The following is a 21605-nucleotide window of genomic DNA, read 5'->3' on the forward strand; positions in this document are numbered from 1 at the left end:
GCCGGTAGAGGGGCAGGTCGAGTAGACGCGCCTTGAGGTCCCACAGCGCGGTCTCCACCGCGGAGACGGCGTAGCCGACCGCCCCGGGCCTGCCCGCGTTGCGCACCGCGCGGACCATCACGTCCAGGGCGGCGGGCACGTCCATCGCCGGGAGCCCCCGGACGTGCTCGGCGAGCAGGTCGCGGACGACGGAGGCGCAGGCGGCGGGGCCGTAGGTCCAGCCCAGCCCCTCGCGTCCGCCGCCGGCCACACGGACGAGCACCATCGTGGTGGAGTCCCAGGTGAGCGTGCCGTCCGCCGAGGGCCGGTCGGTCGGAACCGTGTAGACGGCCGCGTCCACCCCCGTGACGGCCGGGTCCGCGAATCCGCTCATGGGCGCTCCACCTCCCCGGAGGAGCCGCCTCCGACGCGCCTTCCCGCGCGGGCCGCCTCCTCGCGGATCTCGTCCACGTCGTAGGCGGGGACCCTGCGCGGGGAGGCGAAGCGGGTCGCGGCGCCCTCCGGATGGTGGTCGGGCACCTCCCCGCGCAGGGCCAGGTCCAGGGCCTCGGCGAGATGGACGGCCCCGCGCCCGGTGTCGGCCTGCTCGATCTGGGTGCGGCAGCTGAACCCGTCGGCCAGCAGGAACGCCCTCGGGTCGGCCGCGCGCACCGCGGGCAGCAGTCCCTCCTCGGCGATGGCCATGGACACCTCGTAGTGGCCCTCCTCGAAGCCGAAGTTGCCCGCCAGACCACAGCATCCGACGTCGAGGACGTCCGTGTCGGCGCCCGCGCGCTCCAGCAGCCTCCTGTCCTCGTCGAACCCCAGGGCCGCGTGCTGGTGGCAGTGGGGCTGGGCGACGGCGGTCCGCCCCAGTCGGGGAGGCTCCCAGTCGGAGGCGTACCGGTTGAGGAACTCCGAGAGCGTGAAGACCTGCGAGCGCAGCCTCTCGACGTCCTCGTCGTGCGGGAACATCTCGGGCGCGTCCGACCGGAAGACGGCCGTACACGAGGGTTCCAGTCCGACCACGGGCGTGCCCGCACGGATGTCGTCGCGCAGGGACGCGACGGTGCGCTGGATCACCCTGCGGGCCACGCCCAGCTGTCCGGTGGAGATCCAGGTCAGCCCGCAGCACAGCGTCCGCCTCGGCACCCTGACGTGGAAACCCGCCGCCTCCAGGACGCGTACGGCCGCCGCCCCGATCGCCGGGTGGAAGTTGTCGGTGAAGGTGTCCGGCCACAGGATCACCTCGCCGCGCTCACCACCGTGGGAGCCGCGCCTGCGCATGGAGTCGCTGAACCGGATCGGGGCGAAGGCCGGCACCGGCCGCTCCCGGGCCACGCCGCCGATCCGCTTGCCCGGGCCGCTGAGAGCCGGGAGGGAGCTCAGTGCGTTCACCAGGCCGGGCGCGTAGGAGGCCGCCCTGGCCCACATGGGAAGCCACCCCAGGCTGTAGTGCGCGGCGGGCCGCAGCCGCCCGGCGTGGTGGTGGGCGAGGAACTCCGCCTTGTAGGTGGCCATGTCGACGTTGACCGGGCAGTCGGTCTTACAGCCCTTGCAGGACAGGCACAGGTCCAGGGCGCCGTTGACCTCCTCCGACCGCCAACCGTCCCTGACCACGTCGCCCTGGAGCATCTCGAAGAGGAGTCGCGAGCGTCCGCGCGTGGAGTGCTCCTCCTCCCCCGTGACCCGGTAACTGGGGCACATGACACCGCCGCTGTCCTTGCGGCACTTACCCACGCCCACGCAGCGCAGCACCGCACGGTCGAAGCCGCCCTCGTCGTGCGGGTAGCCGAAGTAGGTGTCGGTCCGCATGGGCTGGTAGTCGGTGCCGAGCCGCAGGTTCTCGTCGAGCCGGTTCGGTCCGCCGCCGTCCGGAGCGATGAGCTTGCCCGGGTTCATCCGGTCGTCCGGGTCGAAGATCCGCTTGAACTCGGCGAAGGCGGGCATCAGCTCGGGGCCGAACATCTTCGGCCACAGCTCGGCGCGCGACTGCCCGTCACCGTGCTCCCCGGAGAACGAGCCCCCGTAGGAGACCACCAGGTCGGCGGCGCGTTCGACGAACCGGCGGAAGTCCTCGATGCCCGCCCGCGAGAGAAGGTCGAAGGGGATGCGCGTGTGCAGGCACCCGTGTCCGAAGTGGCCGTACATCGAGGAACGGTCCGCGTAACCGAACTCCTCCATCAGGGCGTGCAGGTCGCGCAGGTAGTCGCCGAAGCGGTCCGGCGGCACCGCGGAGTCCTCCCAGCCCTCCCAGGTGTCGGGCTCGGCCGGAACGCGGGCGGTGGCGCCCAGACCGGCCTCGCGCACCTTCCACATCTCCGCCATGCGCGTGGGGTCGTCGTAGAGCCTGGCCTCCAGCACGTTGTCGGAGGCCTGCATGGCGTCGATGAACTCCCGGACCTTGCGGCTCGCCTCGTCCTTGTCGGCTCCGCCGAACTGCACCATCAGCCACCCCGAACCCTCGGGTAACTCCTCCACCGCCGTGGGGTGCAGGTGCTTGCGCCTCTCGTAACCGATCAGCTTGTCGTCCAGCCCCTCCAGGGCGAGCGGCTCGTACTCCAGGATCTGGGGGATGGCGTCGGCGGCGGTGAAGATGTCGGAGTAGCCGCATATCGCCAGTGCCACGGCCTCAGGCTCGGTGACCAGGCGCACCTCGGCGCGCAGGACCGTCACCAGGGTGCTCTCGGAGCCGACGAGCGCCTCGGCCAGGTTGAACTCCTTCTCCGGCAGCAGGGAGTCGAGGTTGTAGCCCGAGACGCGGCGGGGGATGTCGGGGAACCTGCGCCGGACGGCCGTGCCGTAGCGGTCCCGCAGCGCCCGCAGGTCCCGGTAGATCTCGGCGCGGCGCCCGCCCTCGGCGACGACGCGCTCGTACTCGTCGTCGGAGGTGGGCCCCACCCACATCCGGCACCCGTCGTAGGTGAGCACCTCCAGCCGGACCACGTTGTCCACGGTCTTGCCGTAGGCCTGCGCACTGGATCCGCAGGAATTGTTGCCGATCATCCCGCCGATCGTGCAGTGGCTGTGGGTGGAGGGATGGGGCCCGAAGATCAGCCCGTCCCGCACCTGGCCGGTGTACGCGTTCAGGGCGTCCAGCACGATGCCCGGTTCCACGACGGCGGTGCTCTCGTCCGGGTCGACGCTGAGTACGCGGTTGCAGTACTTGGACCAGTCGATCACGACGCCGACGTTGCTGCACTGGCCCGCCAGGCTCGTACCGCCGCCCCGGGACAGCACGGGCGCGCCGTACTCCCGGCACACCGCCACGGCCTCGGCCCCGTCCTCGACCGTGCGCGGCACGACGACACCGATCGGGACCTGCCGGTAGTTGGAGGCCGCCGTCGCGTAGGTGGCGAGCGATCCTGTGTCGAAGCGGACCTCTCCGTCCACGCGGGCCCGGAGGTCGCGGAAGAGCGCCTCGGTGTCGACGTTCGTCGGTGTGGCCCCCCGGCGGGGTGCGGGTAGGGGCAGGTCCACGGCCATGAGAATCGTCCGTTCCGTCAGCGTGGTGGTCGGTCGCGCGCGGCCCACGGCTCGCGGGGCGCGGTCCGCGGCGGCCATGGACCGCGCGCACACACGCCACTAACCGACCGGACGTCCGGACAAACGCCCCGTCCCGACACCCGACCCCGGAATGACCAGGTGATCACCCCCGCCGGTGAATGCGGAGGGGGCGGGCGGGTAGTCGCGCCTGCGAAGGCACTCCCGTGGCCGGAGATCGCGGCGGCGGGAGTGCGCCCACGTGAAGCGGAAGCAACACCGCGATCACGGTGTCGATCGCGGGAGGGGAGCGCGGTTATGGCGGAACTGGTGTCCGACTACGTGTTGAAGCGTCTGAGGGAGTGGGAGGTCGACCACGTCTTCTCCTACGCGGGGGACGGGATCAACGGCCTGCTCGCGGCATGGGAGCGGGCCGACGACCAACCGCGCTTCGTCCAGGCCAGGCACGAGGAGCTGGCGGCCTTCGAGGCCACCGGATACGCCAAGTTCTCCGGAAAGGTGGGCGTGTGCGCGGCCACCTCGGGGCCGGGCGCCGTCCACCTGCTGAACGGCCTCTACGACGCCAAACTCGACCACGTCCCGGTGGTGGCGATCATCGGCCAGACCGCGCGCAGCGCGATGGGCGGCTCCTACCAGCAGGAGATCGACCTGATGTCCCTCTACAAGGACGTCGCCAGCGAATACGTCCAGATGGTCACCGTCCCGGAACAGCTCCCCAACGTGCTGGACCGGGCCTTCCGTATCGCCGCGAGCAGGCGCACGGTCACGGCGGTCATCATCCCGGCGGACGTGCAGGACCTGCCGTACTCGGCGCCCGAGCACGAGTTCAAGATGGTGCCCTCCAGCCTGGGGCTTCCCCACCCGCAGTCCACGCCGTCCGCGGAGGGGCTGGCGCACGCCGCCGAGATCCTCAACTCGGGTGAGCGCGTCGCCATGCTGGTGGGCCAGGGCGCCAGGGGAGCGGCGGACGAGGTCGTCGAGATGGCCGACAGACTCGGTGCCGGGGTGGCCAAGGCACTGCTGGGCAAGGACGTCCTTCCCGACGACCCGCCCTTCGTCACCGGCGCCATCGGACTGTTGGGCACCCGGCCCTCCTACGAGCTGATGCGGGACTGCGACACCCTGCTCGTCGTGGGGTCCAGCTTCCCCTACAGCCAGTTCCTGCCCGAGTTCGACCAGGCCCGTGCCATCCAGATCGACATCGACCCGTCCATGGTCGGCATGCGGTACCCGTTCGAGTGCAACCTGGTCGGCGACTCCGCCGAGACGCTGCGGATGCTGCTGGAGCTCGTCGAGCGCAAGACCGACCGCTCGTGGCGGGAGAAGATCGAGGACAACGTCGAGCGCTGGAACCAGGTCCTCGAACGGCACGCGTACGTCGACGCCAAGCCGGTCAACCCCGAGCGCGTCTTCCACGAGCTGTCGCCTCTGTTGCCCGACGACGTGATGGTGACGTCGGACTCCGGCTCGGCGGCCAACTGGTACGCGCGGCACCTGAGGTTCCGCAAGGGCATGCGCGGTTCCCTGTCGGGCACCCTGGCCACGATGTGCCCCGGCGCGCCCTACGCCACGGGGGCGAAGTTCGCCCACCCCGACAAGCCGGTGATCGCACTCGTCGGCGACGGCGCCATGCAGATGAACGGCATCAACGAGCTGATCACCATCGGCCACTACTGGAAGGAGTGGGCCGACCCCCGGGTCGTCGTCGCCGTGCTCAACAATGGCGACCTCAACCAGGTGACCTGGGAGCTGCGCGCGATGGGCGGCTCGCCGCAGTTCGTGCCCTCGCAGCGCATCCCCGACTTCCCCTACGCGGGGTTCGCCGAGAGCATCGGGCTCAAGGGGATCAAGGTCGAGGACCCGGACGACGTGCGGGGCGCCTGGGAGCGGGCGCTGGCCGCGGACCGGCCCTGCGTGGTCGAGTTCGTCACCGACCCGAGCATCCCGCCGATCCCGCCGCACGCGACGCTGGACCAGATGGAGAGCATGGCCAAGGCCCTGGCCAAGGGTGACCCCGAGGCCTGGTCGGTGGTCCAGCAGGGGGTCAAGTCCAAGGCCCAGGACTTCCTCCCGGGCGGGCGGTGACGTTCGTCGCGGGCGGTGCGGACGCGGTACGGCGTTGCCGCGTCCGCACCGCCCGGGGAGGCGGGGGCGGCGGTGGACCATGTACACCCCGAGTCGTCAACGGAAGGCGGAGGTTTGGCCCTTCCCATCGAGGATTACGCGTTTCTGGGAGACATGCAGACGTCGGCGCTGATCGGGGCCGACGGAAGCGTGGACTGGCTGTGCCTGCCCAGGTTCGACTCCCGTGCCTGTTTCGCCGCCCTGCTCGGTGATGAGGGCAACGGCCGCTGGACCATGGCTCCGGCCGGGGAGCACCGGTTGTCGGCGCGGCGGTACCGCTCCGACAGCCTGGTCCTGGAGACCGAGTTCCGGGCCGCGGACGGTGTGGCGCGGGTCGTGGACTGCATGCCCATCGGCGCGCACCGCACCTGCCTGATCCGCCGGGTCGAGGGGGTGGAGGGGCGCGTGCGCATGCGCTCCGAGGCCGTGCTGCGCTTCGACTACGGGTCGATCGTCCCGTGGGTGCGCAGGGAGGGGCTGCGGCTGCACGCCATCGCCGGTCCGGACAGCTGTTACCTGGACTCCGACGTGGAGTTCGACGTCGGGGCCACGGACAGCCCGGTCGCGGAGTTCACGGTCGCGGCGGGTGAGAGCGTGGACTTCGTCCTCACCTGGACCCCGCCCCGGGATCCGCCACCGGAACCGGTCAACGTGGAGACGCTCATCGATCACACCGACCACGTCTGGCGGGAGTGGGCGTCCAGGTGCGCGTACGAGGGCGAGTACCGTGACGCGGTCGTCCGGTCGCTGATCACCCTCAAGGCCCTGACGCACTCGCCCGGCGGGGGCATCATCGCCGCCGCCACCACCTCCCTGCCGGAGCAGCTCGGCGGTGTGCGCAACTGGGACTACCGCCACTGCTGGATCCGCGACGCGACGCTGACGCTGCTCACGCTCCTGGAGTCGGGCTACACGCAGGCGGCGGTCAACTGGCGCGAGTGGCTGCTGCGTGCGGTCGCGGGGGAGCCCTCGCAGATGCGGATCATGTACGGGATCGAGGGGGAGCGCAGGCTGCCCGAGCTGGAACTGGGCTGGCTGTCCGGGTACGAGGGGTCCAGCCCCGTCAGGATCGGCAACGAGGCCGCACAGCAGTGGCAGCTGGACGTCTACGGCGAGGTCATGGACGCCTTCCACCAGGCCAGGGTCCACGGAATCCCACCGGAGGAGTCGGCCTGGGAGCTCCAGCGGCACCTGATGGACTTCCTGGAGTCGCACTGGCGCGAGCCCGACAACGGGATCTGGGAGATGCGCGGCCCCCGACGTCACTTCACCCACTCCAAGATCATGGCGTGGACGGCCGTGGACCGCGCCATCAGCGCGGTCGACAGGTTCGGTCTGGAGGGTCCGGCGGACGAGTGGCGCCGGCTGCGCCGGGACATCTTCCAGGACGTGTGCGCGAACGGATACGACACCGAGCGCCGGACCTTCACCCAGTACTACGGTTCCTCCTCCCTGGACGCCGCGCTCCTGATGGCCAGCACCGTCGGTTTCCTCCCGGCCACCGACGAGCGCATGCGGGGGACCGTGGCGGCCGTCCAGCGGGAGTTGTGCCGTGACGGCCTGGTCCAGCGCTACTCCATGGACGAGACGAGCCGGAAGGTGGACGCGCTTCCCCCCGGCGAGGGCGTGTTCCTGCCCTGCACGTTCTGGCTGGTCGACAACCTCGTCATGCAGGGACGCGTGGACGAGGGCAGGGGCATCTTCGAGCACCTGCTGAGCCTGCGCAACGACCTGGGGCTGCTGTCGGAGGAGTACGACCCGGACACGCGGAGGCTGGTCGGGAACTTCCCCCAGGCGCTGTCCCACATCGCCCTGGTCAACACCGCGTTCGAGCTGGAACGGGACCGCCGAGGGCCCGCACAGCGGCGGGCCGAGTCCCGGAACGGGTGACGGACGACGGGTCGACAAGACCACAAGGCGACGAGCCGACAAGGCGATGAGGTGAGAGGTCGGCAAGGCGACGGATCGACGGNGAGGTCGGTTCGGCCCTGTCCGCGTACAGGTCGACGCCCTTGGGCTCCTTCACCAGCGAGACGCCGACGAAGGAGATCGCCGAGGCCACGATGATGTAGACGCCGATGGACCACGAGGCGCCGGTCTCGGCGAGCAGGAGCTCGGCGATCGTGGGCGCGAAGGCGCCGCCGAGGATCGCGCCGAGGGCGTAGCCGATGGACACGCCGGAGTAGCGGACCTCGGCCGGGAACATCTCCGCGTACAGCGCCGACTGGGGGCCGTAGCTCAGTCCGAGGGTGAGCGTGAAGACGAAGAGGCCCACGAAGTACATGTAGATGTTGCCGGTGTCGACCATGAACCACATCGGCACGGACCAGGCCGCCAGCAGCACGTAGCCGAGCTGGAAGGTCCGCACCCGGCCGAGCTTGTCGCTCAGCACACCGCCGTACAGCGTGGAGATGAGCCACCCGAAGGAGGCGAGGGTGGTCGCCAGGAGCACGGGGCCGCGGTCCATGCCGAGGCCGAACTCGTCGACCGGCCGGGAGGCGTAGGTCGCCAGGTAGGCGATGACGAGGTACCCGGCCGCGTTGTTGGCGATGAAGATCAGCGCGGAGAGGATGACCTCCCTGCTGTTCTTCCTGAGCAGACGGCCCAGCGGGGCGGAGGACTCGGCCCTGCGGTTCTGCATCAGCTTGAAGACCGGGGACTCCTCGACGGACCTGCGGATGAGGTGACCGACGATGATCAGGAGGAAGGACAGGAGGAAGGGGATGCGCCAACCCCACTCCAGGAACGCCTGCGGGCCGATGGCGGCGGTGATCACCCAGACGACGAAGGTCGCGAGGATCATGCCGCAGGGGACGCCGATCTGCGGGTAGGCGCCGAAGAAACCGCGCTTGTTGACGGGAGCGTGCTCCACCGACATCAGCGCCGCGCCGCCCCACTCGCCGCCCGCGGAGAAGCCCTGGATGATCCGCAGGAGGATCAGCAGGACGGGAGCGGCGATCCCGATCTGGGCGTAGGTGGGCAGCACACCGATCAGGCAGGTGGCGAGTCCCATCATGACCAGGGTCGCGACGAGGACCCGCTTGCGGCCGAACCTGTCACCGAGCGCACCGGCGACGACCGCGCCGAGCGGCCGGAAGAGGAAGGAGATGCCGATCGTCGCGAAGGACAGCACCTGGGCCAGCGCCGGGCTGGCGTCGGACAGCGGCGCCAGGAACAGCGGGGCGAGCACCAGGCCAGCGGCCTGAGCGTAGATGAAGAAGTCGTACCACTCGATGGTGGTACCGACCATGGTCCCGGCGAGGACACGCCGCCGTTCCCTGCTCTCAAGAGCGCCACCCGGCACGGTGGCCGCTGGGTCGGAAGTTGCCATTGGTGCTCCGTATGCTCTCTGCCGACTGGGGGGTCGGACTCCACTCAGGGGCTCCTGGCCTCATCGGCCACGGTGACAGCCATGCGTCCCTCCGGCCGCACACACGACAGGCAGGACATGTCAGGACATCGGCCTGAGCCCTAGGACACCATGCCATGTGACTCAGTGCACTTTCTACACCGGGCCCCCTTTTTCGCAGCTCGTCGGCCATGTCCTGACCGAACGGTCGGTTGGGACATGAGCACTGTCGGTGTCCTCCGCCCTGACCTGCCACGTCCGGACGACATGTCGGCGGGACGACTCGGCGCCATGTCGACACGTCGACCCGCCGGAGTACCCCTCCGCGTTCCTTCCGGGTTCATGAGGCCGTACGGCGGCGCACCCCAGCGCGGCCGGCGCACAGGGCGCCCCGGGGGTGGAGTGCGGCCCAGGAACTGGCGGCGTCCTCGGCGACGGTGTCGACCGCGCGAGGGCGGGCTTCCGCCGCCTGCCCGGGCCGTGGCCCCGGTTGCCCTGGATCCGGAGCGTGTCGCTGAGGTGGTGCCGGCTGGTGCCGACCTCGCGTCCCTCGCCCCGGTCGACGATGCCGAACTCCGTGTCGGGCGTGACCCTCATGTGCGTGCCCCGGGGTGGGGAAGGGGCGACGTACACGTGGAACCCGTGGGTCGGCAGGTTCGTGCCGGTGGAGAAGGTGCGGCGCCAACCGCCGCCAGGAACAGGGTTCCCCTGGTTCCAGGCCCCTTGGCGCGCGGCACGGAGCGGGGCAGCACGTGCCACACCTGGTTGACGTGGAACGGAAGGTGGTGGTCGAAGGTCGCGGCCACGCCTCTCCGCCCCCGGCCTGGAAGCCGCCCGTGCCCTGCACATGGGTCGGCGATGGCCTGCGAGCTCGCCAGGCGCGGCGGGTTCCCCTGTCGACTGCTCCGCTATGGCGGGACCTACCGGGTAGTCACCGCGGAGCTCCTGGAGCTTCTGGGCGTTCCTCTTCCCACCAGGGGAGCGTCGGCTAGAGTCGAGTCGACATGGTGATTCGCCCTGTTGTCGATTTGGCGTCCCGTCGATACCGCCCAGCACCGGGGGAGCGCGCGTTCTGACGGGGGATGCCGTGGGGTCCCACGGCCGGAGGTCGGTCGAAACAGGAAGAGCCCTGCTCGCCGAATAGAGAAGCAAGGCTCTGACCAGGTGAAACCGGGTGGGCGTACCAGGACTTGAACCTGGGACCTCATCCTTATCAGCGATCATCCGACCGCTGGAACGACCTGTCACGAGCTTCCCCGAAACGGGATTCCCCCTGTTGAGCGGCTTTCTGCCGTTCGCCAAGTGACGCCGGGTGCCGCGCTCCACTGCACGGTCACACGGTCAGATCACGGTCAGGAACGGGGTCTGCCCACATGGGGTTCTCACGCGCTCGCACCGGTGCCAGGAGCGGGACACGCTTCACCGCGTACTACATCGACATCAAGGGAGAGGAGCGGTCGGCGGGCACCTTCGCCACCGAGAAGGAAGCCGACAGGGCATGGCAGCGCGCCGAGGCCAAGGTCGCCGAGGGACGCGTCACCAGTACCAAGCACGGACGTCAGCGCTTCGCCGACTTCGTCCTGGGCACCTGGCTGCCCAACCACGTCATGGAGGAGACCACCAGACAGAACGCCACCTACGCCGTCAACAGACGCTTCGTGCCCGAGTTCGGCAAGATACGCATGAACGAGATCCTGCCCCAGCACGTCCAGAGCTGGGTCCGTCAGTGCCAGAAGGAGGGCTTGGCCGCCTCCTCCATCCACCGCATGACCACGATCCTGTCGGCCATCTTCACCTCGGCCGTGGTCAACCAGATCATCTTCACCCACCCCTGCAAGGGCGTGGTGCTGCCGACGGTCGGCAGGAAGCAGTTCGAGATCATCACCCCCGAACAGTTCTCCGACTTCCATGAGGCGATCGAGGACGAGCGGTTCCGGCTCCTGGTGGAGTTCGACATCGAGTCCGGACTGCGCTGGGGGGGAACTCAGTGAGGTCCGGCTCAAGGACATCGACCGGGCCACGGGCATCCTCACCGTCAGCCGCTCCGTCGTGGAGCTCACCGCGAAGTCCCATCCGACCGGTGGACGTTTCCTGGTGAAGGAGTACCCCAAGGACCGCAAGTTCCGGCGCTTCAAGCTGAGTCGACCCCTCATCACGAAGGTCCTGGCCTTCGCCCTGGCCCACGGCATCCGTAATGACGACCTGCTCTTCTCCTTCCCGGAGCAGGACGACGGCGCTCCGGTGCCCGGGGTGCCCGATGACGCGGACCTCGGACTCACCGCGCCCAACGACCAGGGCCGGAGGTACAAGCACGGCACGACCACGGCCTACACGAACGGCAGGTGCCGCTGCGAGTACTGCCGAGCCGCCTTCGCCCACTATCGAGCGGTTCGGCGCGCGGAGGGCAAGGACAAGCCCAGACGCAGGCGCAAGGTCACCACGGACGGACACATCCCAGCGGACTGGTTCCGCAAAAGCATCTGGCACCCGGCAAGGGAAAAGGCCGGTTTGCCGAAGTCGGTGACTCCACATCAGCTGCGACACGCCCACGCCTCGTGGCTTCTTGCCGGAGGCGCCAGCCTCACCGTGGTCAGAGACCGACTGGGACACGCCTCCATCACCACGACCGAGCGCTACCTGCACACCCTGCCTGAAGCTGACGACAGCGCGTTGGAAGCACTCGACAACGTCCGGCATCGCGGCTGCCAGACCCGGGCTCTAACCTCCTGAACCGAAGCCCCGGTCCAGCCCGCCCCCAGGGTCTACAGCTGTGCTGGCTGTAGGCCCTGAACGCGCTGAGGAAAAGCGTTCCGAAGGGCTGAGCACGGACCGTACCCCTCGACGAGTCGGGCGCTTCGCCTCTCCCCCGGGTTCGCCGACACCGCAGCAGACGTCCTCACGGCCGGACCGGGACGAAGGTCGTCTCACGCCGGGTACGACGGCTCTAACTCTCAAGAGTGTTTCCGGGCAGGCTCGAAGGCACGGGTACATGACGGTGTTCCGGCAAGAGGGATCGCGGGTTTCGGGACGCACGCCCTCGTCGCTGCGCGTAGCTCCTCCTCCGGCGGAGCCGGCGCAGGGGGCGGCCCACACTGTGGGACCGTTACGCGACGCGCGGACACCGCCCGCCCACCGTCGCGGAGCGCGTCCCGTGGACGCGCCTTCGAGGAGAGGACCGCGCCCATGGATACCACCAACGAAGAGGACGTCCGGGCACACGGCGGCACGGAGGGGATCGTCGTGGGTGTGGACGGCTCACCGGGGAGCCGTGCGGCACTGGACTGGGCGGCTCGCGCGGCGGCCGACCGCGGTCTGGAACTGCTGGTCCTGCACGCGCTGAGCATGCCCGTGATCAGCGCGCCGCTGGGGTTCACGGGTCGGATGCCGCCCACACCGGAGCTCGCGGACTGGGCCGAGCGCCTGCTCCGGGAAGCCGTCGACCACGTTGCACGGACCCGTCCCTGGCTGGAGTTGCGCACCGAGGTCTCCAAACTGGATCCAGCCCACGCCCTGCTCGCGGCCTCGCGGTCGGCTGAGATGGCCGTCGTGGGCTCGCGCGGCTTGGGCGGTACCGCTTCGGTGTTCCTGGGATCGGTGAGCCTCCGCGTCAGTGCGCACGCGACCTGCCCCGTGGCCGTGGTACCGGCCCCCGATGACGCGGCGGCCGGGGAGAGGAGCCGAGGGCACGGGAACCGCGAACGCGTGGTCGTGGGCATGGACGACTCCTCCTGCGCCGAGGTCGCACTGCGGTTCGCCCTGGACGAGGCGGCCCGTACGGGTGCCGAACTCGTGGTGGTGCGCGCGTGGGAGGCACCGGCACTCGCTGATCTGTCGGAGTTCACCCCCACCGCACGCGATTGCCTGTTCACACGGGCCGACAGACACATCCACGCGCTGTTGGATGAGGTGCGCACAGAGCGGACCGAGAGGGTTCCCGTCAGGGTCGAGGTGGTCCAGGACCAAGCCGCCCACGCCCTGCTGGCGAAGGGGGAGAACGCCGACCTGATCGTCGTGGGTTCACGTGGGCGCGGTGGTTTCTCCGGGCTGCTCCTGGGTTCCGTCAGCCAGTCGGTGCTGCACCATGCCCGGGTACCGGTGGTCGTGGTACGTCCCCGCCCGCAGGAGGGCGATGCCTGACGCCGATGGGGGACACACGGCCTCGGCGGCCGATCCGCGGGCCCGGTCAACGCAACGGCAGGACGCAGGACGAGCCGGGCGCGACCGAGGTGCTGCTCTCCCTGATCCGAACCCTGACCGCAGGCCCGTCCGAAGGCGGCACGGTCACCCTCACGTCGTCACGGCGTACCTCCACCTCCACTCCCCAGTGGCCGCGGTAACGCAGGACGTAGAAGAGACGTTCCAGTTCCGCGGGGAGCAACGGACTGAGGTGCAGGACGCCGCCGTGTGTGGTCAGGCCGGTGTAGCAGCGCGTCAGCAGGTCGACGGTGCCCGCCATGGCTCCCAGGTGGACGCCCTCGGCGGTCGTCCCTCCCTGGACGTCCTCGACGTCCGAGCGCAGAGCGTCCAGGAAGAAGTGCCAGGACGCCCTCCGGTCGTTGCGGGACAGTACCCAGGCATGCACCACGGAACTGAGGGTGGAGCCGTGGGATGTGCGGGCGAGGTAGTAGTCGACGGTGCGCGGGATGAGCTCCGGATCGCGGGGGTGACCCAGTCGGTACAGGATGTCGGTGACCTCCTCGTCGGGGAGGAGGAAGAACAGCATGAGTACGTCGGCCTGCTTGGAGACCCGGTACCGGTTGCAGTCGTCACCCTCGGCCTCCAGGAAGCGGTCCAGCCGCCGAACGCCACGGTGGGCCTCCCAGTCGAACTCCTCCAACGACTCGTAGCCGGCGAACTGACTGATCACTCCGTCGTGAAAGGGCACGCGCATCTTGCGGGTGATGGCCTCGAACCTCTCCAGTTCTTCGGCCCCCAACCCGAGTGCCTCCTGAAGTTCCCCCCTGCACCGCCCTGGTAGCGCACACAGTGCGTCCAGGGCCCGTGACAGGGTCCACACGGCCATGATGTTGGTATAGGCGTTGTCGTTCAGGCCGGGAGCGTCCCGATCCGGATAGCCGTCGTGGTACTCGTCGGGTCCCATGACTCCGCTGATCGTGAACCGGTCCAGCGCTCTGTCGTAGACGGCCATGTCGGCGAAGGCCCGTGCGATCTCCACCAGTAACTCCGCCCCGAACTCTGCCAGGAAGGCGGTGTCACCGGTCGCCTGGTAGTGCTGCCAGACGTTGTAGGCGATCGCGAGGCCGACGTGGCGTTGCAGGTGCGAGTGGTCGGAAAGCCAGCGCCCGGACCGCGGGTTGAGGTGTGTCCTCTGGGCCTCCTCACGGCCGTCGCTACCGCTCTGCCAAGGAAAGAGCGCGCCGCGCAGCCCCGCGGCCCGCGCGGCGGTACGCGCCCGCGGCAGTCTCCGCCACCGGTAGCGCAGCAGGGCGCGGGCCGTCTCGGGGAGGCGCAGGTTGAGGAAGGGGAAGACGAACAGTTCGTCCCAGAAGACGTGGCCACGGTAGGCCTCACCATGCAGCCCCCTGGCCGGCACCCCCACATCCAGATCGGCCGTGTGGGGCGACAGCGTCTGCAACAAGTGGAAGACGTGGAGGTTGACGACGCGTTGCTCCTGTTCTCCCCCGACGTCCAGCACACAGGTACGCCACAGGCGGTGCCATACGGCGGTGTGTCGGCGCAGCAGCTCGTCGAAGGACCCGGCTTCGTCCCGGGCGTCACGTGCCGCTTCGAGGCAGTCGCCGATGGCGTGGTCACGCGACGTGTACAGCGCGACCACCTTCTCCACGGTGGTCTGCTCACCCATGGCCACGTCCAGGGTCAGGTCGCTGGCGACCCATCCCCCACATGAGACGACGCCGGAGGACGACCGCCTCCCCTGGACCACGCGGGTCCGTGCCGCGAGCGCGACCTCGACCCTCGACGTGAGGGTCCGACAGCGCAGCCAGACGCGTCCACAACCATCGGATCCGGTGCCGAGCGCAGACAGGTGTCGGCCGTTCAGGTCGCGGTAGCGGGCCACACCCGAGTTGGTCACCTCTCCGTCCAGTGCGGAACGCAGGACCAGGGTTCCGTTCCAGTCGACCGGCACCAGCGTGGTCTCCAGAGCCGCCAGGTGGGGATCCCGCATGGACACCAGGCGGCGCTGGGTCACCCGGGTGGTCCTGTCCCCGTCCACCACGTGGAAGGTCCGTGTCAGCACTCCGCGGCGCATGTCCAGTTCCGTGCGCTGGGGCAGGGCCGGGTCGGGCCGCTCGAACCAGTCGCCACCGCCGACACGGAAGGTCACGGGTAACCAGTTGGGGACGTTGACCAGATCCTCGTTGTCCACCTGGTGCCCGTTCACCACGGAGGTGGCACGGTCATAGCAGCCGGCGACGTAGGTCCCCGGGTAATGGACTCCGTCCGCACGGGACTCGGGGAACGCGCCGCGCGTGGCGAAGTAACCGTTGCCCAGCGTGCACAGGGATTCGCGTACCCCCGTCCCCGGGACGTCCGGTCCGTCGTAGACCAGTGTCCAGTGGCTCATGCGGTCGTCCCCGTGAGCGTGAGGTCGTCGAGACCGTAGGCCAGGTGACAGCGGACGTGCACCACACCCTCGACGGCTCTGACGGCGTGCACCAGCCGGGGGATGTCCGACCGGCGCACGACTCCGCCGCTCAGGGTCACCACCCCGTGGTCGGCGGTCGTCACCACGTCGGTCAGCCCGAGAAGACCGCGGACGACGTCCTCCACCGTCCTCGTGAGGGCGTCGTCGCTCACCTCGTACACGCGCAGCAGGTCCGAGCGGCCGACGAGACCCACGAGGCGCCCGTCGCCGTCCACGACGGGCAGCCGCCTGACCCCGCGCCGCCGCATCACCTCCGCGGCCTCCCGGGGGGCGGTGCCGGCCGTGACGGTGACGGCCGGAGACGTCATCAGGTCATGGGCCGTCGTACCCGTGCTCTTGATCCGGTCGAGGCGTTCCCGGAAGGGTTCGGCCATGTACCCCTCCTCGGGGTCCGGATCGGCGAGCTTGAGTAGCAGGTCGGCCGTCGACACCACGCCGAGCACGTGGTGTTCACCGTCCACGACGGGAAGCGCGCTCACATGGTGGGCACGCATGAAGGCGGCGAGTTCCCTGTACCCGGCGTCGTCCCGGGCGGCCAGCACGTTCGTGGCCATCAGGTCGCCCACTGTCCTGGTCATGGAAACCTCCGAAGCTCCAGACGCTCACCGCTGGTGGACCACCATGACGGGGCGGTCGGTCTCGTGCAGGAGCTCGTAGGCCACTCCGCCCAACGCCAGACGCGCGAAGCCGTGTTCGCCCCTCGCCCCGACCACGATCAGACGCGTGTGGTCGGGGTCGGAGAGGAGCGCGCTGACGGGCTGTTCGCGCACGGTCTCGCGCACCACTTCGACGTCCGGGTGGCGGGACAGGACCGGTTCCAGGGCCCTGTCCAACGCCAGGCGCTGTGCCCGCCCCGACTGGGCCCGCTCCCAGGAGGACGTGCGCAGGGCGAGCGCGGGTGCGGTCCAGGCCCATACCGCGCGTACGCGTCCGCCGCTCGCCGCGGCGGCCTCCAGGGCCGAGGGCAGGGCGTGGCGTGCCCCCGACGAACCGTCGATGCCGACGGTCACGTCGCGGGCGCCCACGGGTACGGGTTCGGGCGGAACGACCACCGCGGGGACGGGGGCGTGCGCGGCGACCTGGTAGGCCACCGATCCCAGGGCGGTCCCGGGAAACGACGTCACCCCTCGCGTGCCCACCACGACCATGGCGTTGTGCTCGGAGTGCCGAAGCAGCCCCCGGGCGGCCGACGCCTCGGCTGCCACCTCGGTGTGGACGGTGACGCGGGGGGCGGTTTCGGCGATCCGGTCGGCCGCCGCCCGAACCGGTTCCCAGGCCGCTCGTTCCAGCAGGTCCGAAGGCCACGCCAGTGTGTCCTGGGTCGTGTCCGAGCCGTAGAAGCCCAGGACACGGACATCGAGCTTTCTCAGGTCCGCCTCCCGGGCCGCCCATGTGGCCGCGGCCAAAGCCTCGTCGGAGGTGTCGACCCCGACCAGGATGTCCTCCATCGCGCACCACCCCTCCTCGCCCCTCCGAGTCTCGCCCCGCCCCTCCACGAGGTGCCACGGGCCAACGGTCGGTTTCGCGGGACGGAGGTCCGCACCACCACGGACCTTGGTCCCTCGGCCGCCCCGCGCGGCCGGTCAGATCCGCGGAGGCGGATCCGCCCTGCCGCTCCCTTCCTCCGGACACGCGCACCACCGCTCCCGTGTCCGCTCGTCCGGCGGGGCCGGCGAGCCTAGAATGGGACGGCGAGGGAGCCGAACACTGGGACGATCCCGGATGGTGGCCATGGACGAGGACTCCCGGTTCCGGAGGGGACCGCGCCAGGATGCGGAATCCGGTCAGCGGACCCCGGGCGCGCGGACCGGCGGGGCGGTGATGAGTTCCGAACGCCTTCGGGACCTTCTGGACGCGGTCGTCCGCGTCGGCGCCGACCTGGACCTCCAGACGACCCTGCACCAGCTCGTCGAGGCCGCCAGGACACTGGCCGACGCCCGGTACGCGGCCATGGGGGTCATCGGAGGCGACGGGCGCCTGGAGCAGTTCATCCCCGTCGGACTCGACGAATCGGAGATCGCCCGGATCACGCACTGGCCGGAAGGGCGGGGTGTCCTGGGGCTGTTGACCAGGACCCCGAGGCCGTTGCGTCTGGACGACATCTCCCGGCACCCCGAGTCGTACGGCTTCCCCGAGGGACACCCGCCCATGCGCGGCTTCCTGGGTGTGCCGGTCCAGGTGCACGGCGAGGTGTTCGGCAACCTCTACCTCACCGACAAGCGTGGTGGCGGCGGTTTCGACGACGATGACGAGTCCGCCGTGGTGGCGCTGGCCGAGGCGGCGGGGACCGCGATCGGGAAGGCCCGCCTCTACGAGCACACGCACCGCCGTGAACTGTGGTTGGACGCCTCCGAGGAGATCACGACACGCCTGTTGAGCGGTGTGGACGCTGACGACGTGCTGCTCGTGATCACCCAACGAGCACTTCGCATGTCGCAGGCGGACACCGCGGTCATCGTCGGTCCCGACGCCTCCGGACGACGGCTCGTGGTGCGGGCCGTGAGCGGTGAGGGCGCCGAGCGGATACGGGACCGCGACGTGCCCGTCGATGGATCGCTGACCGGGCGGGCCTACGCCTCCGGCGAGTTGACGGTCACCGACCTCTCGGTCTCCGACCCCCACGGCATGCCGCTGTTGGGGGGCATGGGGCTCGGCCCGGCCCTGCTGGTGCCGCTCGGCCACGCCGCCGGCGTGCGCGGTGTCCTGTGCTTGGCCAGGAAGGCGGGCGCGGAGCGCTTCCCCACCACGGCGGTGCGGACGTTGCGCACCTTCGTCGAACACACGGCGATCGCCCTGGAGGTCGCCGACGCGCGTGCCGACGCCGAACGCGTCAGCGTTCTGGAGGACCGGGACCGCATCGCCCGTGACCTGCACGACACCGTCATCCAAAGGCTGTTCGCCATCGCTCTGTCCCTGACCGGAACGGTGAACCGCATTGGTGACCCGGTCGCCGCCCGGCGTGTCAGGCGGGCGGTGGACGACCTCGACGACACCGTCCACAAGGTCAGGACGGCGATCTTCGCCCTGAGCACGGTGGAGGAGGACCGGGAACGGCCCTGGTTGCGGGACCGGATCGTGGGCGTGGTGGGCACGGCCGCCGAGCCCCTGGGTTTCGCGGTCGGACTGAGGTTGGACGGGCCTCTCGACAGCCGGGTGCCCGAACGGATCGCGGACGAGGCCGTCGCCGTGCTCCAGGAGTCGCTGTCCAACGTCGTCCGGCACTCGGGGGCCGCACGGGCGGACGCACGGGTGGCGGTGAACGGTGACCTGACGGTCGAGGTCACCGACGACGGTGTGGGTCTCCCCGCTGGTGGCCGTCGCGGCGGGTTGCGCAACCTGGCCGAGCGTGCGGCGCGGCTCGGAGGGACCTTCGAAGCCGGCCCCGGTCCGGAGGGCGGAACCGTTCTTCGGTGGAGCGTTCCGCTTCCCGACGACCCCGTGTGACGGGACCCTCCCCGTCGTCAGTCCCGGGAGCGGTGGACCACCATCACGGGACGGTCGGACCCGTACAGGACCCCGCGGGCGACACCGCCCAGAGCCAGTCGCGCGAAGCCGCGCTGTCCCCGGGCGCCCACCACGAGCAGGCGCGCATGCCGTGCGCGCGCCAACAGCGCGCTGACCGGATGTTCGCGCGGCACCTCGCGCACGACCTCGGTGCCCGGACAGCGTGCCAGCACTGGTTCCAGGAGTCTCTCCAGCTCCTGACGGTGCCATCGGCGGAGCTCCTCCTCCTCAACGGAGCGGGGCGGGACGATGTCGACCGGTGCCGTCCACGCCCGGACGGCACGCACGGGGTCGCCGCCCGCGGACGCGGACTCCAGTGCGGCGGACACCGCTCGCTCGGAGCCGGGGGAGCCGTCGACGCCCACCACCACGTCGACATCGTCGGCCGGGACCTCCTCGGGGCCCACGACGACCACCGGAACCCGCGCGTGCGCGGCCACCTGGTCGGCCACCGACCCCAGCCAGGTACCGGGCAGGGCGCTGGTCCCGTGCGAGCCGACCACCACCACCGAGGCCGCCTCCGCATGTCGCAGCAGCCCCTGGGCCGGCGATACCGCCGCGCTCACCTGGGCGCTCACCTCGACGCCGGAGGCGCTCGCCCGGGCGTGCTCGGCGGTGGCGCGCACTGCCCTCCACGCCTCGCGTTCGAGCAGATCCGACGGTCTGACCACCAGCTTCAGGACCACGTCCGCGTCGTAGACGCCGAGGACGGTGACCGTGTCGCCCCGACGCTCCGCCTCGCGGACGGCCCACTCGGCCGCCATCAACGCGTTCTTCGAGCCGTCCGTTCCGACGAGGATGTCCTCACGCACGTCACACCTTCCCTGGTTCCCTGACTCCACCTCCGAGTGTCACGTCCGGGACGCGACGTGTACCACGGTCCAACGTCCGACCGCCGGGGGTCCAAAACCCCCCGGCCCCGGGACCGTGGACCCCTGGTCCGGGCATGGCCGTCGTGCTGGACTCACCGCATGGAACCGATGATGGACGCCTGGGCGGTGACCCGCCCCGGGCCGGTCGAGACCGGCCCCCTGAACCGCGTGCGCCGACGCGTCCCCGAACCCGGGGGACACGAGTTGCTGATCGAGGTGCTGGCCTGCGCCGTGTGCCGTACCGACCTGCACCTGGCCGAGGGCGACCTTTCACCGCGCCGTCCGGACACGGTCCCTGGACACGAGGTGGTCGGCCGGGTCGACGCCCTCGGCCCGCACGCGGACCTGTACGCGCCGGGGGACCGCGTCGGCGTCGCCTGGCTCGCCTCCGCGTGCGGCGAGTGTGACTACTGTCTGCGCGGTGACGAGAACCTGTGCCCGGACTCCGCCTACACCGGGTGGGACCGTGACGGCGGGTTCGCCCGCTACCTGACCGCCGACGAGCGGTTCGTTCACCCCCTCCCCGAGACGCTGCCGGACACGACCGCGGCACCGCTACTGTGCGCGGGCGTCATCGGCCACCGCGCCCTCGCCCGCGCCGAACTGCCGGGGGGAGGTGTGCTCGGCGTATACGGGTTCGGCGCCTCCGCCCACCTGACCGCCCAGGTCGCGCTCGCACGGGGCGCGACGGTGCACGTGATGACGCGGTCGCCGCGGGCCCGCGAGCTCGCCCTGGAACTCGGCTGCCACTCGGCGTCGGGCGCCTACGACACGCCTCCGGAACCCCTGGACTCCGCGATCCTGTTCGCTCCCGTGGGAGAACTGGTGCCCACCGCGCTCAGAGCCCTCGATCGGGGAGGGACGCTCGCGGTGGCCGGCATCCACCTGTCCGCCATCCCTCCCCTGGACTACCGGAGGCACCTGTTCCAGGAGCGTTCGCTGCGCAGCGTGACCGCCAACACCCGCGCGGACGCCCGCGAGTTCCTCGACTTCGCGGCCGGGCACCGACTGGAGGTGACGGTGACGCCGTACCCGTTCGGCTCCGCCGACCTGGCCCTGGCGGACCTCGCCGCGGACCGGGTGGACGGTGCCGCGGTACTGCGGCCCTGAGGACGGAGCGGAGGAGCCACCGTGTCGGCGGACGCGCTGAACACACACGACCGCCCGAGCACCCGCCGAACGACGCGGGAAGGAGCCGAGCACATGGACACCGAGGGGAGCCGGGGCCTACCGCTCGATCGTGTACGAGCGGCGGTCCTGGACACCGACGGCGTCATCACCGACACGGCGTCCGTACACGCCGCGGCGTGGAAACGCGTGTTCGACGCCTTCCTGCTCGACCGCTCCCGTGCCGAGGGCACCCGTTTCCGTCCCTTCGACCTGTGCGGGGACTACCTGCGCCACGTCGACGGCCGACCGCGTGCGGAGGGGGTGCGGGCCTTCCTCGCCTCACGTGGCGTCCACCTGTCCGAGGCCGTGACGCGGGACGGCCCGGAGACGGTGACGCCGGGCTGGCTGGCCGACCGCAAGGACCGGTACTTCCTGGACTTCGTGACCAGGTACGGGGTCAGGGCCTTTCCGGGAACCGTGGAGTTCGTGCGGGCGCTGCGCTCGGCGGGCGTGCCGGTGGCGGCGGCCTCGGCCA

At 70.5% G+C, this 21605-nt stretch carries 14 protein-coding genes and 1 pseudogene; 8 read left to right on the top strand and 7 right to left on the bottom strand.

Going from position 1 to position 21605, the window contains the following annotated elements; genetic code table 11:
- Both D455_RS0107810 and D455_RS0107815 read right to left on the bottom strand, forming a co-directional pair.
- Nucleotides 1-373, bottom strand: a pseudogene (locus tag D455_RS0107810) (enolase C-terminal domain-like protein); the annotation flags it as partial.
- Nucleotides 370-3465 carry an FAD-binding and (Fe-S)-binding domain-containing protein gene (locus D455_RS0107815; protein WP_152487022.1) on the bottom strand — a complete coding sequence of 1032 codons (3096 nt, stop codon included), beginning with the start codon at nucleotides 3463-3465 and terminating at the stop codon, nucleotides 370-372. The pseudogene D455_RS0107810 and the gene D455_RS0107815, both read right to left, overlap by 4 nt.
- 315 nt (nucleotides 3466-3780) lie before the next feature.
- On the opposite strand from D455_RS0107815, the gene D455_RS0107820 reads away from it, so the two are divergent.
- Nucleotides 3781-5568 carry a thiamine pyrophosphate-requiring protein gene (locus tag D455_RS0107820; RefSeq protein ID WP_017570186.1) on the top strand — a complete coding sequence of 596 codons (1788 nt, stop codon included), beginning with the start codon at nucleotides 3781-3783 and terminating at the stop codon, nucleotides 5566-5568.
- A 114-nt stretch (nucleotides 5569-5682) separates the two neighbouring features.
- Nucleotides 5683-7497 carry a glycoside hydrolase family 15 protein gene (locus tag D455_RS0107825; RefSeq protein WP_017570187.1) on the top strand — a complete coding sequence of 605 codons (1815 nt, stop codon included), beginning with the start codon at nucleotides 5683-5685 and terminating at the stop codon, nucleotides 7495-7497.
- Here D455_RS0107825 and D455_RS29650 read toward each other — a convergent pair.
- Nucleotides 7424-8938, bottom strand: a complete 1515-nt coding sequence (locus tag D455_RS29650) for an MFS transporter (protein ID WP_241480197.1) — start codon at nucleotides 8936-8938, stop codon at nucleotides 7424-7426. The two genes, D455_RS0107825 and D455_RS29650, sit on opposite strands and share 74 nt — an antisense overlap.
- Nucleotides 8939-10329: 1391 nt before the next feature.
- On the opposite strand from D455_RS29650, the gene D455_RS35190 reads away from it, so the two are divergent.
- The 3 genes from D455_RS35190 to D455_RS0107845 all read left to right on the top strand — a co-directional run bounded on the left by D455_RS35190 (nucleotide 10330) and on the right by D455_RS0107845 (nucleotide 13093).
- Nucleotides 10330-10947, top strand: a complete 618-nt coding sequence (locus D455_RS35190) for a tyrosine-type recombinase/integrase (protein ID WP_017570189.1) — start codon at nucleotides 10330-10332, stop codon at nucleotides 10945-10947.
- Entirely contained in the window at nucleotides 10865-11686 is an 822-nt protein-coding gene (locus D455_RS36110) for a tyrosine-type recombinase/integrase (RefSeq protein ID WP_394296621.1), read from the top strand. The genes D455_RS35190 and D455_RS36110 overlap by 83 nt, the downstream gene beginning before the upstream one ends.
- A gap of 453 nt (nucleotides 11687-12139) precedes the next feature.
- Complete coding sequence (locus tag D455_RS0107845; protein WP_017570191.1) at nucleotides 12140-13093, top strand: universal stress protein; 954 nt, start codon at nucleotides 12140-12142, stop codon at nucleotides 13091-13093.
- A gap of 46 nt (nucleotides 13094-13139) precedes the next feature.
- Here D455_RS0107845 and D455_RS0107850 read toward each other — a convergent pair whose 3' ends face one another.
- Genes D455_RS0107850 through D455_RS0107860 form a run of 3 tightly spaced genes read right to left on the bottom strand, consistent with a single transcriptional unit; the run spans nucleotide 13140 to nucleotide 17032 of the window.
- Entirely contained in the window at nucleotides 13140-15503 is a 2364-nt protein-coding gene (locus D455_RS0107850; protein WP_017570192.1) for a glycoside hydrolase family 65 protein, read from the bottom strand.
- Nucleotides 15500-16162, bottom strand: coding sequence for a CBS domain-containing protein (locus tag D455_RS0107855; RefSeq protein ID WP_026122423.1), 663 nt, complete (start codon nucleotides 16160-16162; stop codon nucleotides 15500-15502). The genes D455_RS0107850 and D455_RS0107855 overlap by 4 nt, the downstream gene beginning before the upstream one ends.
- Nucleotides 16163-16186: 24 nt before the next feature.
- Nucleotides 16187-17032: a universal stress protein gene (locus D455_RS0107860; protein WP_017570194.1), complete on the bottom strand. Its 846-nt coding sequence runs from the start codon at nucleotides 17030-17032 to the stop codon at nucleotides 16187-16189.
- 373 nt (nucleotides 17033-17405) lie between these two features.
- Between D455_RS0107860 and D455_RS0107865 the strand changes: the two genes are divergently transcribed.
- A complete protein-coding gene (locus tag D455_RS0107865) occupies nucleotides 17406-19028 on the top strand; it encodes a GAF domain-containing sensor histidine kinase (protein WP_241480198.1) in 1623 nt (540 codons plus the stop codon).
- A 17-nt stretch (nucleotides 19029-19045) separates the two neighbouring features.
- Here the strand turns inward: D455_RS0107865 and D455_RS0107870 are convergent, their stop codons facing one another.
- Nucleotides 19046-19900 carry a universal stress protein gene (locus D455_RS0107870; protein WP_017570196.1) on the bottom strand — a complete coding sequence of 285 codons (855 nt, stop codon included), beginning with the start codon at nucleotides 19898-19900 and terminating at the stop codon, nucleotides 19046-19048.
- A 159-nt stretch (nucleotides 19901-20059) separates the two neighbouring features.
- On the opposite strand from D455_RS0107870, the gene D455_RS0107875 reads away from it, so the two are divergent.
- Nucleotides 20060-21070 carry a zinc-dependent alcohol dehydrogenase family protein gene (locus D455_RS0107875; RefSeq protein WP_017570197.1) on the top strand — a complete coding sequence of 337 codons (1011 nt, stop codon included), beginning with the start codon at nucleotides 20060-20062 and terminating at the stop codon, nucleotides 21068-21070.
- A 93-nt stretch (nucleotides 21071-21163) separates the two neighbouring features.
- Nucleotides 21164-21605, top strand: a 442-nt coding sequence (locus D455_RS0107880; RefSeq protein WP_017570198.1) for an HAD family hydrolase, incomplete at its 3' end; no start/stop codon positions are given.

Origin of the sequence: Nocardiopsis halotolerans DSM 44410 (assembly GCF_000341065.1) — a bacterium.
In the GTDB taxonomy this organism is placed as follows: domain Bacteria; phylum Actinomycetota; class Actinomycetes; order Streptosporangiales; family Streptosporangiaceae; genus Nocardiopsis; species Nocardiopsis halotolerans.

What these genes read in the sequence shown, in the direction of transcription:
- D455_RS0107815 (WP_152487022.1), bottom strand. Translation starts at nt 3,465, where the DNA reads ATGGCCGTGGACCTGCCCCTACCCGCACCCCGCCGGGGGGCCACACCG.
- D455_RS0107820 (WP_017570186.1), top strand. Translation starts at nt 3,781, where the DNA reads ATGGCGGAACTGGTGTCCGACTACGTGTTGAAGCGTCTGAGGGAGTGG.
- D455_RS35190 (WP_017570189.1), top strand. Translation starts at nt 10,330, where the DNA reads ATGGGGTTCTCACGCGCTCGCACCGGTGCCAGGAGCGGGACACGCTTC.
- D455_RS36110 (WP_394296621.1), top strand. Translation starts at nt 10,865, where the DNA reads ATGAGGCGATCGAGGACGAGCGGTTCCGGCTCCTGGTGGAGTTCGACA.
- D455_RS0107845 (WP_017570191.1), top strand. Translation starts at nt 12,140, where the DNA reads ATGGATACCACCAACGAAGAGGACGTCCGGGCACACGGCGGCACGGAG.
- D455_RS0107850 (WP_017570192.1), bottom strand. Translation starts at nt 15,503, where the DNA reads ATGAGCCACTGGACACTGGTCTACGACGGACCGGACGTCCCGGGGACG.
- D455_RS0107855 (WP_026122423.1), bottom strand. Translation starts at nt 16,162, where the DNA reads ATGACCAGGACAGTGGGCGACCTGATGGCCACGAACGTGCTGGCCGCC.
- D455_RS0107860 (WP_017570194.1), bottom strand. Translation starts at nt 17,032, where the DNA reads ATGGAGGACATCCTGGTCGGGGTCGACACCTCCGACGAGGCTTTGGCC.
- D455_RS0107865 (WP_241480198.1), top strand. Translation starts at nt 17,406, where the DNA reads ATGAGTTCCGAACGCCTTCGGGACCTTCTGGACGCGGTCGTCCGCGTC.
- D455_RS0107875 (WP_017570197.1), top strand. Translation starts at nt 20,060, where the DNA reads ATGGAACCGATGATGGACGCCTGGGCGGTGACCCGCCCCGGGCCGGTC.